Below are 18,601 nucleotides of genomic sequence, written 5' to 3' on the forward strand. Positions count from 1 at the left end.
ATAGGTACTACGTTAAGAGCAGGAGTTGTGATGAATGAATGATCAACTGACCGCAATATATACGGAACTTCTTCTGACGAAAGAAGAATTACAGTCGAGATTATTTGAGTATTCTTGCTTTCAGGCTTCAACAAGCCCGCAAGCAGCAATCAATCATAAACAAAAAGCAACTCTGATCTATCACATTAAAGAAGAGCTTCAAGACGTTCTCCTCGCATTGTCCAAAATCGAAAACGGTACATTCGGATACTGCGAAGAAACTGGGGCTCCCATTCCCCTTTCAAAGCTTGCTGTGCTGCCGACTGCCCGTACAGCAAACGATTTTCTTTACTCTGTCCAATTTGAAAAAAAAACGCTTCCGCTGTGGAAATCAACGGATATCGAATATGGTCAGGCACTGTATGAATAACAGTGTCTGGCCGGTTAATATGCCTGATATTTCTTTACTCCAGTGCTTTTTATTGATAAAATGCATAATGGATTAAAGTAACCGTAAACTGGAGGAACGTTTGTGCTGTATTATGTGATCGCACTACTTATTATTGCAGCCGATCAATTGACAAAATGGCTTGTCGTTAAGAACATGGAGCTTGGACAAAGCATTCCGGTCATTGATCAGGTATTCTATATCACCTCCCATCGCAATACGGGTGCTGCATGGGGGATATTAGCCGGTCAGATGTGGTTTTTTTACCTCATTACAACCGCGGTTATTATTGGCATTGTTTATTACATACAGCGTTATACAAAAGGACAAAGGCTTCTTGGCGTGGCCCTCGGACTAATGCTTGGCGGTGCCATCGGCAACTTCATTGATCGGGCTGTCAGACAGGAAGTTGTGGATTTTATCCATGTCATTATTGTGAATTACAATTACCCGATTTTTAACATCGCAGACTCTTCATTATGTGTCGGCGTAATGCTTTTATTTATACAAATGCTGTTGGACAGCGGGAAAAAGAAAAAGGAGCAATAGCATGAATCAAATTGATATAACCGCTTCAGAAGAACAAAAAAGTGAGCGGATTGATAAATTTCTGGCATCGACTGAGAATGATTGGTCGAGAACACAGGTGCAGCAATGGGTGAAAGACGGACAAGTTGTCGTGAACGGAAGCCCTGTAAAATCGAATTATAAAATTCAGCCGGGGGATCAGGTGACCGTCACTGTGCCTGAGCCTGAAGCGCTCGACGTGCTGGCAGAACCTATGGATCTGGATATTTACTATGAAGATCAGGATGTGCTGGTCGTCAATAAACCTCGCGGAATGGTTGTGCACCCAGCTCCCGGGCATCTTACGGGTACACTTGTAAACGGCCTTATGGCTCATTGTACGGACCTTTCCGGAATAAATGGCGTGATGCGTCCGGGGATCGTCCATAGAATCGATAAGGACACGTCCGGCTTATTAATGGTGGCGAAGAATGATATGGCGCACGAGTCACTTGTAAACCAATTGGTCAACAAAACGGTCACGCGGAAATATACGGCAGTTGTCCATGGGCTTATTTCTCACGATGACGGCACAATTGACGCGCCGATCGGACGGGACAAGAAAGACCGTCAAAGCATGACTGTGACGCGTGATGGCAAAAATGCCGTCACTCATTTTCATGTGCTTGAGCGTTTTCAGGATTTTACGTTGGTGGAATGTCAGCTTGAAACCGGAAGAACGCATCAAATTCGTGTTCATATGAAATATATTGGATTTCCATTAGCCGGCGATCCAAAATACGGTCCGAGAAAAACGATCGATTTTAACGGTCAGGCCCTTCACGCCGGTATTTTAGGATTTGATCATCCTCGCACTGGCGAATATGTCGAATTTGAAGCGCCGCTTCCGGAGGATATGGCAGAATTAATCGAAAACCTGAGAAAAAACGATTGACAGACTGTTTCTTTTCTGAAATAATAAACGAAGCTGAATAGATTCTTTAAAACAGTCCAGAGAGGCTGAGAAGGATAACGGATAGACGGGATGCGTGTATATACGCGCACCTTGTCCTAGAACCCCTCTATGCTCTGGCAGGAGGGGTTTTTCTTCTATATGAACTGTGAGGTGTCACACATTGAATCAAAAAGCTGTCATTCTCGACGAACAGGCAATTAGACGGGCGTTGACCAGGATTGCTCACGAAATGATTGAACGCAATAAAGGAATGAATAACTGCATCCTTGTCGGCATCAAGACAAGAGGGATTTACTTGGCAAAACGCCTTGCGGAACGAATCGAACAGATTGAAGGGAATCCTGTAACAGTAGGTGAAATTGATATTACTCTATACAGAGACGATCTTTCCAAAAAAACGAGCAACGAAGAACCGCTTGTGAAAGGCGCAGATATTCCGGTAGACATCACAGATCAAAAAGTGATCCTCGTAGATGATGTTCTGTACACCGGAAGAACGGTCAGAGCAGGTATGGATGCGCTTGTTGATGTAGGCAGACCTTCCTCTATTCAGCTGGCTGTACTAGTTGACAGAGGACACCGGGAGCTGCCGATACGAGCGGATTATATCGGGAAAAACATCCCGACATCAAAAGCTGAAAAGGTTATGGTTCAGCTTGATGAGGTAGATCAAAACGATCTCGTCGCCATTTATGAAAATGAATAATAGATCACCTTTTTAAAGGCAATCCAGAGAGGTTGCAAAGAGGTGCACAACAAAGTCCCGAAAGTGTTCGGCAGGTCTTTGTATGCCTCTTTGCGTAAAAATAGCAAAGAGGTTTTTTTATACAGTCATTGAGTCAACCTAAAATGAAAGTTAACAATCAGGGGGAAAATCATCATGAGTAAGAAAAAAGTAAATTTAGGAGTCAGGGATGTCCCGACACCTTTCTCTTGGGTTTCATTCAGTCTGCAGCATTTGTTTGCCATGTTTGGCTCAACGATTTTGGTACCGAAGCTGGTCGGAATGAGTCCTGCTGTGGCACTGGTGACAAGCGGCATCGGGACACTTGCTTATCTTCTTATAACGAAAGGGCAAATTCCGGCGTATCTCGGTTCATCCTTTGCCTTTATTTCTCCGATCATACTGGTAAAAGCGACCGGCGGGCCGGGAGCGGCAATGGTCGGGGCGTTTCTTGCAGGGCTAGTATACGGACTGATTGCCTTATTGATCAGGCAGCTTGGAACCGGTTGGCTGATGAAGATTCTCCCGCCTGTAGTCGTAGGCCCCGTTATTATCGTCATCGGGCTGGGGCTGGCAAGTACTGCAGTAAACATGGCGATGTATGCTGATCCGAACGCGAGTGAATTGGTCTACAGCTTAAAGCACTTCAGTGTCGCAGGAGTTACGCTGGCGATCACGATTATTTGCGCAATTTTCTTACGAGGATTTTTAAGCCTGATTCCGGTTCTGATCGGAATCATCGGCGGATACCTGTTTGCCCTTACTCAAGGGATTGTCAACTTCCAGCCGGTGCTTGACGCGAAATGGTTTGCAGTGCCTGAATTTATCATCCCGTTTAAAGACTATTCACCGTCAGTAACACTCGGCATCGCAGCAGCAATGGTTCCCGTCGCGTTTGTGACAATGTCGGAGCATATCGGCCACCAAATGGTGCTGAGCAAAGTTGTTGGACAAGATTTCATTAAAAAGCCGGGGCTGCATCGCTCCATTATGGGTGACAGCGTGGCGACAATCCTTGCTTCCCTGATCGGCGGTCCGCCGACAACGACTTACGGGGAAAACATTGGCGTGCTGGCCATCACAAGAGTATTCAGCGTCTTTGTCATCGGCGGCGCGGCGGTGATTGCCCTTTGCTTCGGCTTTATCGGCAAAATCTCAGCACTGATCAGTTCAGTGCCGTCAGCGGTCATGGGAGGCGTCTCCTTCCTGCTGTTTGGAATCATCGCTTCGAGCGGTCTAAGAATGCTGATTGACAACAAAATTGATTATGAAAACAACAGAAACCTTATTATTACATCAGTTATCCTTGTGATCGGTGTAGGAGGGGCTTTTATCCAAGTGTCTCAAGGAGGATTCCAAGTGTCAGGAATGGCGCTTGCCGCAATTGTCGGTGTCATCTTAAACCTGATTCTTCCGCAGGCGAAGGAAGAGCAGGCGGACACATCTGAACAACATCATATCTAAAACCTTTTAATGAAAGTCCAGAGAGGCTTGGAAGGGTTATAAAGAGACGGAAGCTTCAATGCTGCCCTCTATTTAACCATACCCCGAGTCTATCTAAGACCGGGGTTTTTTCAGCCTTAAAGTTGAAACGAGAGGGGAAAGAACATGAAGCATTTAACGACGATGAGTGAACTCAACATTGAGGAAATCAAAGATTTGCTTCAAACAGCACAAGACCTCAAAAGCGGAAATACAGACAATCAGCTTACGGGAAAGTTTGCTGCGAACCTGTTTTTCGAACCAAGCACGAGAACGCGATTCAGCTTTGAGGTCGCAGAAAAAAAGCTGGGTATGAATGTGCTGAATCTTGATGGAACAAGCACAAGCGTGCAAAAAGGAGAAACCTTATATGACACCATCCGAACGCTCGAATCAATCGGTGTGGACGTGTGCGTCATCAGGCACAGTGAGGATGAGTACTACAAAGAGCTTGTCGGACATGTAAATATCCCGATTCTGAATGCGGGAGACGGGTGCGGCCAGCATCCGACACAATCACTGCTTGATTTAATGACAATTAATGAAGAGTTCCATACGTTCAAAGGGCTTACCGTCTCCATTCACGGCGATATCAAGCACAGCAGAGTGGCTAGATCAAATGCGGAAGTTTTGACAAGACTAGGTGCCCGTGTCCTGTTTTCAGGCCCTTCGGAATGGCAGGATGAAGAAAATCCATTCGGCACGTATGTCTCAATGGATGAAGCAGTTGAGTCTTCCGATGTCGTCATGCTGCTTCGCATTCAAAATGAAAGACACCAGTCCACTGTAAGTCAGGACGGCTATTTAAACAAATACGGCTTGACCGTAGAGCGGGCTGAGCGTATGAAGCAGCATGCGATTATTATGCATCCAGCTCCGGTAAACAGAGGAGTGGAGATTGATGACTGCTTAGTAGAAAGCGAAAAATCAAGAATCTTCAAGCAAATGCAAAATGGCGTATTTATCAGAATGGCAGTGATACAGCGTGCCTTACAAACCAAAGTGAAAAGAGGAGAAGCAGCGTATGTCATATCTCATTAAAAACGGCTGGATACTTAACGAAAATGGTGAAAAAACAGAGGTGGATATTCGAGTGACTGGAGAAATCATTTCCGAAATCGGCAGGCTTGATGCAGCGGATGAAGAAACCATAATTGATGCAAAAGGCTTGCTCGTTTCTCCTGGGTTTGTTGATCTCCACGTACACTTCAGAGAGCCAGGCGGAGAAAAAAAAGAAACCATTGAAACCGGAGCAAAAGCAGCGGCGCGCGGCGGCTATACAACAGTAGCAGCAATGCCGAATACGCGGCCGGTTCCTGATACGAAGGAGCAGATGGAATGGGTGCAAAACCGTATTAAAGAAACATCATGTGTCAGAGTTCTTCCATATGCATCCATTACGATCAGACAAATCGGTGATGAGATGACAAACTTTGAAGCTTTAAAAGAAGCCGGAGCATTTGCTTTTACAGATGACGGCGTCGGTATACAGACAGCAGGAATGATGTATGAAGCGATGAAACGGGCAGCTGCGATCGACAAAGCGATTGTCGCACATTGCGAAGACAACTCCTTAATTTACGGAGGAAGCGTTCATGAGGGGACATTCTCCAAAGCGAACGGGCTCAACGGCATTCCTTCTGTGTGTGAATCCGTTCATATTGCCCGCGATGTATTGCTGGCTGAGGCGGCAAACTGCCATTATCATGTATGCCATATCAGCACGAAAGAATCCGTCAGAGTCGTGCGTGATGCGAAAAAAGCGGGAATTCGGGTGACAGCAGAAGTTTCACCTCACCATTTACTGCTTTGTGATGAAGACATTCCGGGGCTGGATACCAATTATAAAATGAATCCTCCGCTCCGCGGCGCAGAGGACAGAGCTGCTTTAATCGAAGGTCTTTTAGACGGAACGATTGATTTTATTGCAACAGACCATGCGCCGCATACAGAAGAAGAGAAAAATACAGAAATGAGGCTGGCGCCATTTGGAATTGTCGGCTTAGAAACAGCGTTCCCGCTCTTATACACACACTTTGTCAAAAATGGCAGCTGGTCGCTGAAACAGCTGATTGATTACATGACAATCAAACCATGCGAAGCGTTCGGTCTCCCATATGGAACATTACAAACGGGGCGAGTTGCCGACATTACGTTAATCGATTTGGAAAAAGAAGCAGTTATAGACAAAGAGACGTTTTTATCAAAAGGAAAAAACACACCATTTAACGGCATCAGCTGCACCGGCTGGCCGGTCGCTACAATTGCGGCAGGGAAGCTTGCTTATGAAGAAGGGAGACTTGTCAAATGAAGAGACGATTAGTACTGGAAAACGGAGCGGTATTTGAGGGCAAAGCCTTCGGGAGCTTGGAGCACAGCATGGGGGAAGTCGTTTTCAATACCGGTATGACAGGCTATCAGGAAATTTTGTCAGACCCTTCTTATTGCGGGCAGATTGTTACGTTAACATATCCGCTTATCGGAAATTACGGCATTAACCGTGATGACTTTGAATCCATTACACCTTTTGTTAAAGGATTGATTGTAAGAGAATTATGTGAACTGCCTTCCAACTGGCGTTCAGCGTACACATTGGATGAGTATTTAAAAATGAAAAACATTCCGGGACTGCAAGGAATTGATACAAGAAAGTTGACGAGAATGATCCGCACGGCCGGCGCGCTAAAAGGAACGTTTGCCTCACCTGATGAAGATATCGAATCGGTACTGAAAAGACTGAACGAAACTGAACTGCCGAGAAATCAAGTATCCCAAGTGTCAGCTAAAACAGCATACCCTAGTCCGGGAAGAGGTAAACGCATTGTCCTGGTGGACTTTGGCATGAAGCACGGCATTTTAAGAGAGCTGAACAAACGGAAATGCGATGTCATCGTTGTGCCTTACAACGTAACAGCAGAAGAAGTCCTTCAGCTGAAGCCAGACGGCATCATGCTATCTAACGGACCTGGAGATCCGAAAGATGTGCCTGAAGCGATTGAAATGATTAAAGGTGTTCTTGGAAAAGTGCCATTATTCGGAATATGTCTCGGTCACCAGTTATTCGCGCTGGCGTGCGGAGCGAATACTGAAAAAATGAAATTTGGCCACAGGGGCTCAAACCACCCGGTAAAAGAGCTGGCTACCGGAAAAGTCGCCTTAACATCTCAAAACCATGGCTATACAGTCTCATCCATCAGCGAAACAGAACTGGAAGTGACACATATCGCAATTAACGACGATACGATTGAAGGGCTGAAGCATAAAACACTGCCGGCATTTACGGTTCAATATCATCCTGAAGCCTCACCTGGTCCTGAGGATGCCAACCATCTATTTGACAGATTCATCGAAATGATCGAAACAACAGAGAAAGAAGGGGAAGCGGTATGCCAAAACGCGTAGACATTAACAAAATTTTAGTAATCGGATCTGGACCGATCATCATCGGCCAAGCAGCAGAATTTGACTATGCGGGAACACAAGCCTGCCTTGCTTTGAAAGAAGAAGGCTATGAGGTCATCCTTGTCAACTCAAACCCTGCCACGATCATGACAGATACAGAAATGGCTGACCGGGTTTACATCGAACCGCTCACTCCTGAATTCCTGACACGAATCATCAGAAAAGAGCGCCCGGATGCTATTCTTCCTACTCTTGGGGGCCAAACCGGTTTGAATCTTGCGGTTGAGCTTTCTGAAAGAGGCGTACTGGCAGAATGCGGCGTCGAAGTGCTTGGCACGAAGCTGTCTGCGATTCAGCAGGCTGAAGACCGCGATTTGTTCAGAACACTTATGAATGATCTGAATGAACCGGTGCCAGAAAGTGAGATTATCCACTCTCTGGAAGAAGCAGAAAACTTCGTCAGTCAAATTGGTTTCCCTGTCATTGTCCGCCCGGCATATACACTAGGCGGAACAGGCGGAGGCATCTGTTCGAATGAAACCGAACTGAAAGAAATTGTTGAGAACGGCTTAAAATTAAGCCCGGTGCATCAATGTCTGCTTGAAAAAAGCATCGCGGGCTATAAAGAAATCGAGTATGAAGTGATGAGAGACAGCCAGGACCACGCGATTGTCGTTTGTAATATGGAGAACATTGATCCAGTCGGAATCCACACTGGAGACAGTATTGTTGTCGCGCCAAGCCAAACGCTGAGTGACCGCGAATATCAGCTCTTGCGGAATGTATCGTTAAAACTGATCCGCGCGCTTGGAATCGAAGGTGGATGTAACGTACAGCTCGCTTTAGATCCAGACAGCTTCCAATACTACATTATTGAAGTAAACCCGCGGGTCAGCCGTTCATCTGCCCTTGCCTCAAAAGCAACAGGATATCCGATTGCAAAGCTCGCTGCTAAAATCGCTGTCGGCCTTTCATTAGATGAAATGATGAACCCGGTGACAGGAAAAACATATGCAGCATTTGAACCGGCTCTTGACTACGTCGTATCCAAAATTCCGCGCTGGCCGTTTGATAAGTTTGAATCAGCAAACAGAAAGCTCGGCACGCAAATGAAAGCGACGGGAGAGGTCATGGCGATTGGCCGCACGCTTGAAGAGTCATTGCTGAAGGCTGTGCGTTCACTGGAAGCGGATGTGTATCATCTTGAATTGAAAGACGCTGCTGACATTTCCGATGAGCTTCTTGAAAAACGAATTAAAAAGGCCGGTGATGAACGCTTATTCTACTTAGCTGAAGCGTACAGAAGAGGCTACACGGTAGAAGACCTCCATGAATTTTCCGCGATTGACGTCTTCTTCCTGCATAAGCTGTTCGGAATCGTACAGTTTGAAAAAGAATTGAAGGCAAATCTGGGTGATACTGACGTACTGAGGCGGGCAAAAGAACTCGGATTCTCTGATAAGTACATCAGCCGTGAGTGGGAAATGAAAGAATCGGAGCTTTACAGCTTAAGAAAACAAGCGGGAATTGCGCCGGTATTCAAAATGGTGGATACGTGCGCGGCGGAATTTGAATCAGAAACGCCATACTTCTACAGCACATATGAAGAGGAAAATGAATCTGTCGTTACAGAAAAGAAAAGTGTGATAGTGCTTGGTTCGGGGCCGATTCGAATCGGTCAGGGTGTTGAATTCGACTATGCGACTGTTCACTCTGTATGGGCAATTAAACAAGCAGGCTATGAAGCCATTATTGTCAATAACAACCCGGAAACCGTTTCAACAGACTTCAGTATCTCAGACAAGCTGTACTTCGAACCGCTTACGATTGAAGATGTCATGCACATCATTGACCTCGAACAGCCAATGGGCGTTGTCGTACAGTTCGGCGGACAAACTGCCATTAACCTTGCTGACGAGCTTTCTGCACGTGGAGTGAAAATCCTTGGGACTTCGTTAGAAGATTTAGACCGTGCGGAAGATCGGGATAAATTTGAACAAGCGCTTGGAGAACTCGGTGTTCCGCAGCCGCTTGGCAAAACAGCGACATCAGTTGATCAGGCGGTAAGCATCGCGAGTAATATCAGCTATCCGGTACTGGTGCGCCCTTCCTATGTACTTGGCGGCCGGGCGATGGAGATTGTTTATCATGAAGAAGAACTGCTTCATTACATGAAAAACGCAGTCAAAATCAATCCGCAGCACCCTGTATTAATTGACAGGTATTTAACTGGGAAAGAAATTGAAGTAGATGCAGTATCTGACGGTGAAACAGTCGTCATTCCGGGAATTATGGAGCACATTGAACGTGCGGGCGTTCACTCCGGAGACTCAATCGCTGTTTATCCGCCTCAGTCTCTCACAGAGGACATTAAGAAAAAAATTGAACAATACACAATCGCACTAGCTAAAGGGCTGAACATTGTCGGTTTGCTCAATATTCAATTCGTCTTATCACAAGGCGAAGTGTACGTGCTCGAAGTAAATCCGAGATCAAGCAGAACCGTACCGTTCTTAAGCAAAATCACGGGTATTCCAATGGCGAACCTTGCTACAAAAGTCATTCTCGGCCAAAAGCTGGCTGCGTTTGGCTATACAGAGGGCCTTCAGCCTGAACAGCAAGGTGTATTTGTAAAAGCGCCGGTCTTCTCCTTCGCTAAGCTGAGAAGAGTGGACATTACGTTAGGGCCTGAAATGAAATCAACAGGTGAGGTCATGGGGAAAGATTCCACCCTTGAAAAAGCGCTTTATAAAGCTCTGATTGCATCAGGCATTCAAATCCCTAACTACGGATCCGTGCTTTTAACAGTGGCTGACAAGGACAAAGAAGAAGGGCTCGCCATCGCTAAGCGGTTCCATGCGATCGGCTACAACATTTTAGCGACGGAAGGTACAGCAGGTTATCTGAAAGAAGCTTCGATTCCGGCGAAGGTTGTTGGTAAAATCGGCCAAGACGGCCCGAACTTGCTTGATGTGATTAGAAACGGAGAAGCACAGTTTGTCATCAATACGCTGACAAAAGGAAAGCAGCCGGCAAGAGACGGATTTAGAATCAGACGTGAATCAGTAGAAAATGGTGTTGCCTGCTTAACATCTTTAGATACGGCTGAAGCGATACTGCGAGTGCTGGAAAGCATGACATTCCGTGCTGATCAAATGCCGGCAGTCAACACAAATCAGGAGGCGGCAGTCACTATATGAAAAAAGCGTATTTGACAGTATGTTCAAACCAGCAAATTGCAGACCGGGTGTATCATATGGTTCTGAAAGGGGAGCTTGTCCAAGGGTTTACAACCCCGGGACAGTTCCTTCATCTTAAAGTGAGCGAAGCGGTTACGCCTCTTTTGAGAAGACCAATCAGCATCGCTGACGTCAACTTTGAAAAAAATGAAGTCACCATCATTTATCGAGTAGATGGGGAAGGAACAAGACTCTTGTCGATGAAGCACCAGGGAGAACTTGTGGATGTCCTCGGACCTTTGGGAAATGGCTTTCCTGTCAATGAAGTCCAACCCGGAAAGACGGCTTTGCTGGTAGGAGGCGGTGTAGGTGTCCCGCCTCTCCAAGAGCTGTCGAAACGCTTGAAAGAAAAAGGGGTAAAGGTCATACACGTGTTAGGGTTCCAATCGGCAAAGGATGTTTTTTACGAAAAAGAGTGCCGACAGTATGGAGACACGTATGTGGCAACAGCTGACGGAAGCTACGGGGAAACCGGGTTTGTCACAGATGTCATAAAACAGAAGAATCTAGAGTTTGATATTCTCCTCAGCTGCGGGCCAACACCGATGCTGAAGGCATTAAAACAGGAGTATGCACATAAAGAAGTTTACCTGTCTATGGAGGAACGAATGGGCTGCGGAATCGGCGCCTGCTTCGCGTGTGTGTGCCATACAAACGAAAGTGAGACATCCTACGTAAAAGTATGTCTCGACGGACCTGTATTTAAAGCTCAGGAGGTGGCGCTGTAATGCTAGAGGTCAAACTGCCTGGACTTGAATTGAAAAATCCGATCATTCCTGCATCAGGCTGCTTCGGTTTTGGAAAAGAATTTGCGCGTTTTTATGATTTATCTTGTCTCGGAGCCATTATGATCAAAGCTACGACAAAGGAACCTCGCTTCGGGAACCCGACGCCTAGGGTAGCTGAGACTGGCGCTGGAATGCTCAATGCGATCGGTCTCCAAAATCCGGGGCTGGAAAGCGTTTTGCAAAATGAGCTGCCGTGGCTTGAACAGTTTGATACGCCGATCATTGCAAATGTCGCAGGTTCTCAAGTCGAGGATTATGTTGAAGTCGCAGAGCATATCAGCAAAGCGCCTAATGTTCATGCACTTGAATTGAACATTTCCTGTCCTAATGTGAAAACAGGCGGAATTGCTTTTGGCACGAATCCTGAAATGGCTGCTGATTTGACGAAGGCGGTTAAAGAGGTTTCGGATGTACCCGTTTATGTAAAGCTTTCCCCAAACGTGGCAAATATCACAGAAATTGCATCTGCGATCGAAGAGGCGGGAGCGGATGGTCTAACGATGATTAACACATTAATCGGCATGAGGCTTGATTTAAAATCAGGAAAGCCGATATTAGCGAATAAAACAGGGGGGCTTTCCGGACCTGCCGTGAAGCCGGTTGCTATTCGCATGGTGTACGAAGTCAGTCAAGCGGTCAATATCCCGATTATCGGAATGGGAGGCGTGCAGACGGCCGAAGATGCACTGGAGTTTCTTCTCGCGGGAGCAAGCGCGGTCGCTGTCGGAACAGCAAACTTTGTAAATCCTTTTGCATGCCCGGACATTATTGAACAGCTTCCATCTGTTTTGCTTCAATACGGCTATCAATCAATTGAAGAATGCATCGGAAGGAGCTGGAACCATGAAAAACAACCTGCCCATCATCGCGCTTGATTTTGCATCAGCTGAAGAAACACTTGCGTTCTTAGCGCCTTTTCAGCTAGAACCGTTATTTGTAAAGGTTGGAATGGAGCTTTTTTATCAAGAAGGACCATCTATAGTTAAACAATTAAAAGAAAGAAATTGCGAGCTGTTTTTAGATTTAAAGCTTCATGACATCCCGACCACTGTAAACAAAGCGATGAAGCGCCTTGCCGGTCTCGGGGTGGACCTCGTCAATGTTCATGCGGCCGGGGGCGAAAAAATGATGCAAGCAGCTCTGGAAGGCTTAGAAGAAGGAACGCCGTCCGGAAAAAAACGCCCGTCACTTATCGCGGTAACCCAGCTGACAAGCACATCTGAACAAATGATGAAGAATGAACTGCTGATCGAAAAACCTCTGATCGACACGGTTGTGCACTACAGCAAGCTGGCAGAAGAAAGCGGACTTGATGGAGTGGTCTGCTCTGTTCATGAAGCAAAAGCCATTTACCAAGCGGTGTCGCCTTCATTTCTGACTGTCACTCCGGGGATCAGGATGTCAGAGGACGCTGCGAATGACCAAATTCGCGTAGCGACACCTGCAATTGCAAGAGAGAAAGGTTCATCAGCGATTGTGGTAGGACGCTCGATTACAAAAGCGAAAGACCCAGTAAAAGCCTATGAAGCTGTCAGACTCGAATGGGAGGGAATCAAATCATGAAACAAATCATCGCAAAACATCTATTAGATATCCAAGCTGTATTTTTACGCCCGAACGAGCCATTTACATGGGCGAGCGGCATTTTATCGCCAATCTACTGTGACAACCGCCTTACGCTATCTTTCCCGGAGGTCAGAAATGATGTCGCTTCAGGCATCAGCAAGCTTGTCGAAGAGCATTTTCCTGAAACTGAAATGATTGCTGGAACAGCAACAGCAGGTATTCCTCATGCTGCTCTGGCCGCTGACCGTTTGAATCTTCCGATGTGTTATGTGAGAAGCAAGCCGAAAGCGCATGGAAAAGGCAATCAGATTGAGGGAGCTGTTCAAACGGGGCAAAAAACTGTCGTCATTGAAGACTTAATTTCCACAGGAGGAAGCGTGCTTGAAGCTGCGGCAGCTTTACAAGCGGCTGGCTGTGAAGTGCTCGGTGTCGTCTCAATTTTTACTTACGGACTCCCTAAAGCGCAGGAAGCCTTCGCAAAGGCAGAACTGCCATACTACTCTTTAACTGATTATGATACGCTCACAGAGGTCGCGCTCGAAAACGGAAATATTCATTCAGACGATCTAGAAAAGCTGAAAACGTGGAAACAAAATCCCGAGTCAAAAGATTGGTTTAAAAAATAAGAAATAAATTTCGGTAATGTAAATAGGCTTCAAAGCCTTGCTGTACTTGAAAACAGGCCTCTCGGCCTGTTTTTTTATTAATCCTATAAAAAAAGTCGGGTTGACTTATGTTAGAATTGTGCTAAAATTTACTACAAATCTAAAAACTTATCAAGAGCGGCTGAGGGACTGGACCTATGAAGCCCGGCAACCTGCATAGTTTGTAAGGTGCTACTTCCAGCAAAATGAATTCCATTTTGAAAGATAAGGGCTACATGCTGTTCCTGTCTTTCTTTCCGCCGGATTGAAAGTTTTTTATTTTAAGAGGAAAAAAGGCTGTTTGTGATAGCAGCCGCGTATCACAATACAATTGGGAAAAGACAACCGGCAGAAAGCTACTGTTTGTTTGTCTCCGAAAGGAGGAAAGAAGAAATGTTAACGTACGATAATTGGGAAGAACCAACGATTACATTTCCGGAAGACGATCCTTATAAAGGAGCGCTGTCAGTTTTAAAGTGGGCATACGGCCATTACGGCAATCAGCTTGTTTATGCCTGCAGTTTCGGAATTGAGGGAATCGTTCTGATTGACTTAATTTATAAAGTGAAAAAAGACGCAGAGATTGTGTTTCTTGATACAGGACTTCATTTTAAAGAAACCTATGAAACGATTGAACGAGTGAAAGAACGTTATCCAGGTCTTAATATCATCCTGAAAAAACCAGACCTTACCCTTGAGGAGCAGGCCGAAGAACATGGTGACAAACTGTGGGAAAGAGAGCCGAATCAGTGCTGCTATCTTAGAAAGGTTGTTCCTTTAAGAGAGGCGCTTTCAGGACACCCAGCCTGGCTTTCCGGTCTGCGCCGCGATCAAGGGCCAAGCCGTGCCAATACGAATTTCTTAAACAAAGACGAAAAATTCAAATCAGTAAAAGTATGCCCGCTTATCCATTGGACTTGGAAAGACATTTGGAGATACACATCCCGGAATGAGCTGGACTACAATCCGCTTCATGACCAAGGGTATCCAAGTATTGGCTGCGCGCCTTGTACGGCTCCTGCTTTTACCGCAGAAGATTTACGTTCAGGGAGATGGAATGGTATGGCGAAAACAGAATGCGGACTGCATGAATAAGGAGCTGCAAAATGGAACTAGCCGCTATTTTATTTAGCTTATTTTTCGCGATGAATATTGGTGCAAGCGGCGCTGCAGCTTCGATGGGAGTTGCTTACGGCTCTGGAGCCATCAAAAAGAAAACCTACGCTTTGATCCTATGCGCAGTCGGTGTGCTGGCCGGGGCGGTCATTGGCGGGGGTGAGGTTGTAAAAACCATCAGCTCCGGGATTATCCCCGAGCAGACGATTACACTGACGATTGTTTGCATCATTATTGGAGCCGCTGCGCTGTCGCTCTTTACGGCTAATCTCCTCGGCATTCCTTTGTCGACAAGTGAAGTAACAGTCGGCGCAGTTGTCGGCGTGGGAGTGGCTTACAAAGTATTGTTTGTGAACAACCTGCTGGTCATTGTGTCGTTTTGGATTTTTGTCCCGCTGTTCGCTTTCGGTTTCACATATTTTGTATCTAAGCTGTTTCGTTATTTTAAGATTGAAATTAAATCTTCTAAAAAGCAAAAAATCCTTGGCATTGTTTTGTTAGGTGCCGGATTTTTTGAAGCATTCTCTGCCGGTATGAACAACGTGGCAAATGCCGTTGGCCCATTAGTGGCGGCCGGTGTGCTGGATGTGACGAAAGGAACCTTGTACGGGGGAGCTTTTGTTGCTCTCGGCGCGTTGTTATTAGGTCGGCGGGTGTTAGAAACCAACGGGAAGAAAATTACGAGATTCTCAAAAGGAGAAGGCATTCTCTTATCCGGTACAGGAGCCGGACTGGTGATCATCAGTTCTGTATTTGGGATGCCGGTGCCATTGGCGCAAGTCACGTCATCGTCTATTATCGGAATAGGCATGGCAAAAAACGGTCCGAACGTGTTCCATAAACAAGTTGTTCAAACGATGCTGAAGGTATGGATCGTATCGCCGTTTTTATCTTTATCAATTTCTTATCTGCTTGTATCCTTGTTTTTAAAAGCGGATTATTATTCAATCTTTATCATGGTAAGTGTGCTTTTAGCGGCGGGCGGTGCCGTCAGCCTGACGAAGGCCATACGTAAAGAGAGACGCTCTGTCCACGAACAAGGCGGAGGAATCTGATCATTAATCTGAGTTATTTTATATGTTAACTAGGAGGAAATCGATATTATGAGCTTAGCACCACACGGAGGAACATTAGTAAACAGAGTAGATGAATCATATGATGTGAGCAGCATTCAAAAAGAAATTGAACTTGATTTGATTTCTTTTGCAGATTTGGAATTAATCGGAATCGGTGCATACAGCCCGATCGAAGGCTTCTTTAATGAAAGAGATTACGTATCTGTTGTCGAAAGCATGCGTCTTTCTTCCGGCGTTGTCTGGTCCCTTCCAATCACGCTTCCGGTTGATGCGCAAAAAGCAGCGGAACTGTCAGTCGGTGAAACGGTAAAGTTAACGTATGAAGGAGAAACATATGGCGTTATCCAAATCGAAGACCTGTACGTGCCTGACAAACAAAAAGAAGCTGTCAATGTGTATAAAACGGATGAGCAGGAGCACCCGGGTGTTAAAAAGCTTTTCAGCCGCGGCAATACATACGTCGGCGGACCAATCACATTGATTAAAAAAGCTTCAAAACAGTTCCCTGAGTTTACGTTTGAACCAGCGGAAACAAGACGCCAGTTTGCAGAAAAAGGCTGGGAAACCATTGTTGGTTTCCAAACAAGAAATCCTGTTCACAGAGCGCATGAATACATTCAAAAAACGGCTCTTGAAACAGTAGACGGCTTGTTCTTAAACCCGCTGGTAGGTGAAACAAAATCTGATGACATCCCAGCTGATGTGCGGATGGAAAGCTACCAAGTGCTTCTTGACAATTATTACCCGAAAGACCGCGTGTTCCTCGGCGTCTTCTTAGCGGCGATGCGTTATGCAGGACCGAGAGAAGCGATTTTCCACGCACTTGTCAGAAAGAACTACGGCTGCACGCATTTCATTGTCGGCCGCGATCACGCAGGTGTAGGTGACTATTACGGAACATACGAGGCACAGGAGCTGTTTGACACATTTAAACCTGAAGAGCTCGGGATTACACCGCTGAAATTTGAGCACAGCTTCTTCTGTGAAAAATGCGGAAACATGGGAACGGGGAAAACGTGCCCTCACGGCAGAGAACATCACGTCATTTTATCAGGAACTAAGGTAAGAGGCATGCTGAGAGACGGTGTGCTCCCGCCTGCAGAATTCAGCCGCGCAGAAGTTGTAGAAGTGTTAATCAGAGGGATGAAGAAAAAAGAAGAAGCAGGCGTATCTTAAGGAGGACTGGCAGTGACAAATCGCGATATCGTATGGCATGAAGCCTCTATTACAAAAGAAGAGTATCAGCAAAAAAACAAGCACAAAAGCTCCATTCTCTGGCTGACAGGGTTGAGCGGTTCAGGCAAATCAACTATTGCCAATGCCGCTGCGAGAGAATTGTTTGAGCAGGGCTACCAAGTCATTGTGCTGGACGGGGATAATATCCGTCACGGCTTAAATAAGGATCTTGGTTTTTCTGATGAAGACCGAAAAGAAAATATCCGCCGAATCGGAGAGGTGGCAAAGCTTTTTGTTCAGCAGGGCACCATTGTGATTACTGCTTTTATCTCTCCTTTCCGCGAGGACAGAGAACAGGTTCGCCATCTTGTGGAAGCAGGCGAATTCAATGAAGTATACATTAAATGCGACCTCGATATTTGTGAACAAAGAGATCCGAAAGGGCTTTATAAAAAAGCAAGAAACGGGGAAATTCCGTTCTTTACAGGAATTGATTCTCCTTATGAAGAGCCGGATGCACCGGAGCTCGTTCTTGATTCAGGACAGCATGACCGTGAAGCTTGCAAAAACCAGCTGATCGAGTTTGTTAAACAAAAACTGAGCTAAATATGATCTGCAGTGTTCTTCTCAGATGCCGGAATGCAAACGAGAACAACATCACAGTGAATGTTCTGGAAGAACTCGAATAGATCGGGGGAAATACGATGGGGAAAGTATATATTGTAGGAGCGGGTCCCGGTGACCCTGATCTGCTCACAATTAAAGCGCTAAATGCCATTGAAAAAGCTGATGTCATCTTATATGACAGATTAGTAAATAAAGAGATTTTACAATATGCCAAAGAGCAAGCAGACCTGATCTACTGCGGGAAGCTTCCAGATCTTCATACGATGAAGCAGGAAACCATCAATCGATTTCTTGTAAAGTATGCGCAAAAAGGGAAAACCGTTGTTAGACTGAAAGGCGGAGACCCTTTTGTGTTCGGCAGGGGAGGGGAAGAAGCGGAATGTCTCTCTGAAAACGGAATTCCGTTTGAAATCATCCCCGGCATTACGTCAGGAATTGCGGCAGCAGCTTATGCCGGGATTCCTGTTACTCATCGGGATGCGGGCTCTAACGTCGCTTTTGTAACTGGTCATTATAAAAAAGACGAAGATTTTGAGGAAAAGTGGAAAGCGCTCGCTACAGGAATTGATACACTTGTCATCTATATGGGTATCAAAAACGTGCAGCAGATTGAAAGAAAACTTCTTGAAAACGGCCGGGACGGTTCTACGCCGGCAGCCTTTATTCACTGGGGAACAACGGACAAGCAAAAATCTGTTTTTTGTACAGTTGACACCCTTTCAGAAACGGTGATAAAAGAAGACATTAAAAATCCGAGTTTAATTGTCATTGGAAATGTTGTAAATTATCACTATAAGCTGGAATGGTTTGAATCTGAGCTGAAAAAACACGATTTAAGCGAGGCGTTGTAA

18 protein-coding genes and 1 riboswitch are annotated in these 18,601 nt (G+C 45.7%); all 18 genes read left to right on the forward strand.

All coding sequences use genetic code 11. The annotated features are described in order from the left end of the window. Positions 1 to 34 precede the first annotated feature (34 nt). Positions 35 to 409: a sporulation-related RNA polymerase-binding protein YlyA gene (gene ylyA / locus Q5C82_RS16965; protein ID WP_003221471.1), complete on the forward strand. Its 375-nt coding sequence runs from the start codon at positions 35 to 37 to the stop codon at positions 407 to 409. Between the two features lie 102 nt (positions 410 to 511). Further along, positions 512 to 976 carry a signal peptidase II gene (lspA, locus tag Q5C82_RS16970; protein WP_003221473.1) on the forward strand — a complete coding sequence of 155 codons (465 nt, stop codon included), beginning with the start codon at positions 512 to 514 and terminating at the stop codon, positions 974 to 976. Position 977: 1 nt separating this feature from the next. After that, on the forward strand, positions 978 to 1,889 hold the full coding sequence (locus Q5C82_RS16975; protein ID WP_003221475.1) for an RluA family pseudouridine synthase: 912 nt from the start codon (positions 978 to 980) through the stop codon (positions 1,887 to 1,889). A gap of 181 nt (positions 1,890 to 2,070) precedes the next feature. Continuing rightward, a complete protein-coding gene (gene pyrR, locus Q5C82_RS16980; RefSeq protein WP_003221477.1) occupies positions 2,071 to 2,616 on the forward strand; it encodes a bifunctional pyrimidine operon transcriptional regulator/uracil phosphoribosyltransferase in 546 nt (181 codons plus the stop codon). 174 nt (positions 2,617 to 2,790) lie between these two features. Further along, complete coding sequence (gene pyrP / locus Q5C82_RS16985) at positions 2,791 to 4,098, forward strand: uracil permease PyrP (protein ID WP_003221479.1); 1,308 nt, start codon at positions 2,791 to 2,793, stop codon at positions 4,096 to 4,098. A gap of 144 nt (positions 4,099 to 4,242) precedes the next feature. Beyond that, on the forward strand, positions 4,243 to 5,157 hold the full coding sequence (locus Q5C82_RS16990; protein ID WP_003221482.1) for an aspartate carbamoyltransferase catalytic subunit: 915 nt from the start codon (positions 4,243 to 4,245) through the stop codon (positions 5,155 to 5,157). Continuing rightward, positions 5,141 to 6,427 (forward strand): dihydroorotase, encoded by a 1,287-nt coding sequence (locus Q5C82_RS16995; protein WP_003221483.1) that lies wholly within the window; start codon positions 5,141 to 5,143, stop codon positions 6,425 to 6,427. Before Q5C82_RS16990 ends, Q5C82_RS16995 begins: the two co-directional genes overlap by 17 nt. Continuing rightward, a complete protein-coding gene (locus Q5C82_RS17000) occupies positions 6,424 to 7,518 on the forward strand; it encodes a carbamoyl phosphate synthase small subunit (protein ID WP_003221485.1) in 1,095 nt (364 codons plus the stop codon). Before Q5C82_RS16995 ends, Q5C82_RS17000 begins: the two co-directional genes overlap by 4 nt. Further along, entirely contained in the window at positions 7,503 to 10,718 is a 3,216-nt protein-coding gene (carB, locus tag Q5C82_RS17005) for a carbamoyl-phosphate synthase (glutamine-hydrolyzing) large subunit (protein WP_003221488.1), read from the forward strand. Before Q5C82_RS17000 ends, carB begins: the two co-directional genes overlap by 16 nt. Continuing rightward, the gene (gene pyrK / locus Q5C82_RS17010) at positions 10,715 to 11,485 is read left to right on the forward strand and encodes a dihydroorotate oxidase B electron transfer subunit (RefSeq protein ID WP_003221490.1); all 771 of its coding nucleotides are present in this window, start codon (positions 10,715 to 10,717) and stop codon (positions 11,483 to 11,485) included. The genes carB and pyrK overlap by 4 nt, the downstream gene beginning before the upstream one ends. Continuing rightward, positions 11,485 to 12,420, forward strand: coding sequence for a dihydroorotate dehydrogenase (locus Q5C82_RS17015; RefSeq protein WP_003221492.1), 936 nt, complete (start codon positions 11,485 to 11,487; stop codon positions 12,418 to 12,420). The genes pyrK and Q5C82_RS17015 overlap by 1 nt, the downstream gene beginning before the upstream one ends. Beyond that, the gene (pyrF, locus tag Q5C82_RS17020) at positions 12,389 to 13,108 is read left to right on the forward strand and encodes an orotidine-5'-phosphate decarboxylase (RefSeq protein WP_003221494.1); all 720 of its coding nucleotides are present in this window, start codon (positions 12,389 to 12,391) and stop codon (positions 13,106 to 13,108) included. Before Q5C82_RS17015 ends, pyrF begins: the two co-directional genes overlap by 32 nt. Next, complete coding sequence (pyrE, locus tag Q5C82_RS17025; RefSeq protein ID WP_003221496.1) at positions 13,105 to 13,737, forward strand: orotate phosphoribosyltransferase; 633 nt, start codon at positions 13,105 to 13,107, stop codon at positions 13,735 to 13,737. Before pyrF ends, pyrE begins: the two co-directional genes overlap by 4 nt. A 144-nt stretch (positions 13,738 to 13,881) precedes the next feature. Continuing rightward, positions 13,882 to 13,987, forward strand: a riboswitch (SAM riboswitch). A gap of 161 nt (positions 13,988 to 14,148) precedes the next feature. Further along, positions 14,149 to 14,850: a phosphoadenylyl-sulfate reductase gene (locus tag Q5C82_RS17030; RefSeq protein WP_003221498.1), complete on the forward strand. Its 702-nt coding sequence runs from the start codon at positions 14,149 to 14,151 to the stop codon at positions 14,848 to 14,850. A gap of 11 nt (positions 14,851 to 14,861) precedes the next feature. After that, the gene (cysP, locus tag Q5C82_RS17035; protein WP_003221500.1) at positions 14,862 to 15,926 is read left to right on the forward strand and encodes a sulfate permease; all 1,065 of its coding nucleotides are present in this window, start codon (positions 14,862 to 14,864) and stop codon (positions 15,924 to 15,926) included. 48 nt (positions 15,927 to 15,974) lie between these two features. Next, positions 15,975 to 17,123, forward strand: a complete 1,149-nt coding sequence (gene sat, locus Q5C82_RS17040; RefSeq protein ID WP_003221502.1) for a sulfate adenylyltransferase — start codon at positions 15,975 to 15,977, stop codon at positions 17,121 to 17,123. A 12-nt stretch (positions 17,124 to 17,135) separates the two neighbouring features. Beyond that, on the forward strand, positions 17,136 to 17,729 hold the full coding sequence (cysC, locus tag Q5C82_RS17045) for an adenylyl-sulfate kinase (RefSeq protein WP_003221504.1): 594 nt from the start codon (positions 17,136 to 17,138) through the stop codon (positions 17,727 to 17,729). Between the two features lie 98 nt (positions 17,730 to 17,827). Then, on the forward strand, positions 17,828 to 18,601 hold the full coding sequence (gene cobA / locus Q5C82_RS17050) for a uroporphyrinogen-III C-methyltransferase (RefSeq protein ID WP_003221506.1): 774 nt from the start codon (positions 17,828 to 17,830) through the stop codon (positions 18,599 to 18,601).

The sequence above is a fragment of the uncultured Bacillus sp. genome (assembly GCF_958411575.1).
GTDB lineage: Bacteria > Bacillota > Bacilli > Bacillales > Bacillaceae > Bacillus > Bacillus spizizenii.

Coding starts and splice junctions, on each gene's coding strand:
- Q5C82_RS17000 (WP_003221485.1), top strand. CDS start 6,424: ATGAAGAGACGATTAGTACTGGAAAACGGAGCGGTATTTGAGGGCAAA.
- Q5C82_RS17030 (WP_003221498.1), top strand. CDS start 14,149: ATGTTAACGTACGATAATTGGGAAGAACCAACGATTACATTTCCGGAA.
- pyrE (WP_003221496.1), top strand. CDS start 13,105: ATGAAACAAATCATCGCAAAACATCTATTAGATATCCAAGCTGTATTT.
- Q5C82_RS16995 (WP_003221483.1), top strand. CDS start 5,141: ATGTCATATCTCATTAAAAACGGCTGGATACTTAACGAAAATGGTGAA.
- Q5C82_RS17015 (WP_003221492.1), top strand. CDS start 11,485: ATGCTAGAGGTCAAACTGCCTGGACTTGAATTGAAAAATCCGATCATT.
- pyrF (WP_003221494.1), top strand. CDS start 12,389: ATGAAAAACAACCTGCCCATCATCGCGCTTGATTTTGCATCAGCTGAA.
- Q5C82_RS16975 (WP_003221475.1), top strand. CDS start 978: ATGAATCAAATTGATATAACCGCTTCAGAAGAACAAAAAAGTGAGCGG.
- pyrK (WP_003221490.1), top strand. CDS start 10,715: ATGAAAAAAGCGTATTTGACAGTATGTTCAAACCAGCAAATTGCAGAC.
- Q5C82_RS16990 (WP_003221482.1), top strand. CDS start 4,243: ATGAAGCATTTAACGACGATGAGTGAACTCAACATTGAGGAAATCAAA.
- cobA (WP_003221506.1), top strand. CDS start 17,828: ATGGGGAAAGTATATATTGTAGGAGCGGGTCCCGGTGACCCTGATCTG.
- ylyA (WP_003221471.1), top strand. CDS start 35: ATGAATGATCAACTGACCGCAATATATACGGAACTTCTTCTGACGAAA.
- pyrP (WP_003221479.1), top strand. CDS start 2,791: ATGAGTAAGAAAAAAGTAAATTTAGGAGTCAGGGATGTCCCGACACCT.
- cysP (WP_003221500.1), top strand. CDS start 14,862: ATGGAACTAGCCGCTATTTTATTTAGCTTATTTTTCGCGATGAATATT.
- carB (WP_003221488.1), top strand. CDS start 7,503: ATGCCAAAACGCGTAGACATTAACAAAATTTTAGTAATCGGATCTGGA.
- sat (WP_003221502.1), top strand. CDS start 15,975: ATGAGCTTAGCACCACACGGAGGAACATTAGTAAACAGAGTAGATGAA.